We start from the raw sequence: 1,579 nt of genomic DNA on the forward strand, positions 1-1,579 counted from the left end.
GCCGGACTTTCGATGGGAGGCGTTCCTGGAGGAGGTCCGGGAGCGCGGTGAGTACGACAGCCCACAGGAGGCCGAGCGGGCCGCCCGGGTGGTCCTTGCCCTGCTCGGCGCCCACCTGGTCGGCGACGTGCGCGCCGAACTGGCCGCCCGACTGCCCGAGACCATGGCCCTGATCCTGCTCAACCCGCTGCAGGCCGCCGAGCCGCTCAACACCGAGCGGTTCGTCCGCGCGACCGCGGCCTGGATCGAGGGCGCCACCGAAGCCACGGCCCCGTGGGACATCGGCGCCGTCCTGTCCACGGTGGCCGACGCCGCCGGCGACGACCTCATGGACCAGGTCCTGCTCCAGCTGCCGCCTGGCTACGACCTGCTGTTCGGCCGCCCGGCCGCAAGGACACGCCCCTGACCCTGACCACCCCTCACACGCCGCCGGCCCGCCCGGCGGCCGGCCCCAGGAAGGCCCCACGGTCATGACCCGCTACCGCCACCTCCTCCAGCAGGTCCGCAACCTCGGCCGCTACCCCACCGACGAGGAAGCCGAACGCGCCCTCGACGCCGTCCTGACCCTCCTCGGCTCCCAGCTCACCGGCGACGAACGCTGCGACCTCGCCGCAGCCCTGCCCGAACGGGCCCGCGCCGTCCTCGCCGCCCAGATCCCCCTCCCGTCGCCCGTCACCGCCCCCGCCTTCGTCGAAAGCCTCGCCCACAGCCTCGGCACCAGCCTCACCGCCGCCCGCTGGGACGCCTCCTCCGTCCTGGCCGCCCTCACCACCCTCACCGACGACACCCTCACCGACCGCCTCCTCGCCCACCTACCCCGCGGCTACGCCCTGCTGTTCGGCCGCGCCGACCTGGCCGCCGTCGCCTGAAACAGCGGGCCCGACCTGACGGCGCCGGCTGCACGTGCATCCTCACGCCTGTGCGCACAGGGTAGTAGGACGGGCGGAACTCGCTACTTCACTGAACGCGACCTCACCAGACCCGAAACACCGGACACCGGGGAACGTCGCCGCGGAACCGTCAGGCCCGCGCAGGGCCAGGCATCCACCGTGCAGGCGGCGGACGGACGGCGGACCGACTCGGATCAGGTGCCCTTCGTCGGTTCAGGCCCGGAGTTCCCGGGCACCCGCGAGGTATCCCACCGGCAACGACTCACGAAGGAGAGCCCGCCATGACGAAGTCCGGCGACAAGGGCACCCAGCCGAACGAGACAACGCGGGACCGCTCCGCCGAGGAGCGTTCGATCACCTCCCCCACCCCGGCCGACGTCCGGGCGAAAGCGGACGGGATCGTCGGGGCCCGCGAGCGCTCCGCCGAGGAGCGCGGGATCACGGCTCCCACCCCGGCCGACGTCCGGCGCAAGGCCGACTCGGACGACGACGAACCGGAGCCGCCGGCGGCGGACACCGTGGCGCCCTAGGGAGAATCGTGGCCGCCCGGCAAGCCCGCGCCGCTCCTCCCCGCCCGGCGCGCGCCGGGCGGGGACGGCATGTCAGGAGGCCGACTGCGGCGCACACGGCCGCTTCGACGACGAAGCCCGTGATCACGGCGCCCAACTGCGGGGCTCCCCCTAGCAGCC

At 74.2% G+C, this 1,579-nt stretch carries 3 protein-coding genes; all 3 read left to right on the plus strand.

The window, feature by feature from the left end:
* A partial coding sequence (locus tag ACWDCZ_RS41235) for a DUF2267 domain-containing protein (RefSeq protein ID WP_449818706.1) occupies window positions 1-406 on the plus strand: 406 nt, incomplete at its 5' end.
* A 64-nt stretch (window positions 407-470) separates the two neighbouring features.
* Window positions 471-869 (plus strand): DUF2267 domain-containing protein, encoded by a 399-nt coding sequence (locus ACWDCZ_RS41240; protein ID WP_117485501.1) that lies wholly within the window; start codon window positions 471-473, stop codon window positions 867-869.
* Between the two features lie 302 nt (window positions 870-1,171).
* A complete protein-coding gene (locus tag ACWDCZ_RS41245) occupies window positions 1,172-1,420 on the plus strand; it encodes a hypothetical protein (RefSeq protein ID WP_049649652.1) in 249 nt (82 codons plus the stop codon).
* The last annotated feature ends 159 nt before the right edge of the window (window positions 1,421-1,579 follow it).

The organism is Kitasatospora sp. NPDC001225 (assembly GCF_053597855.1).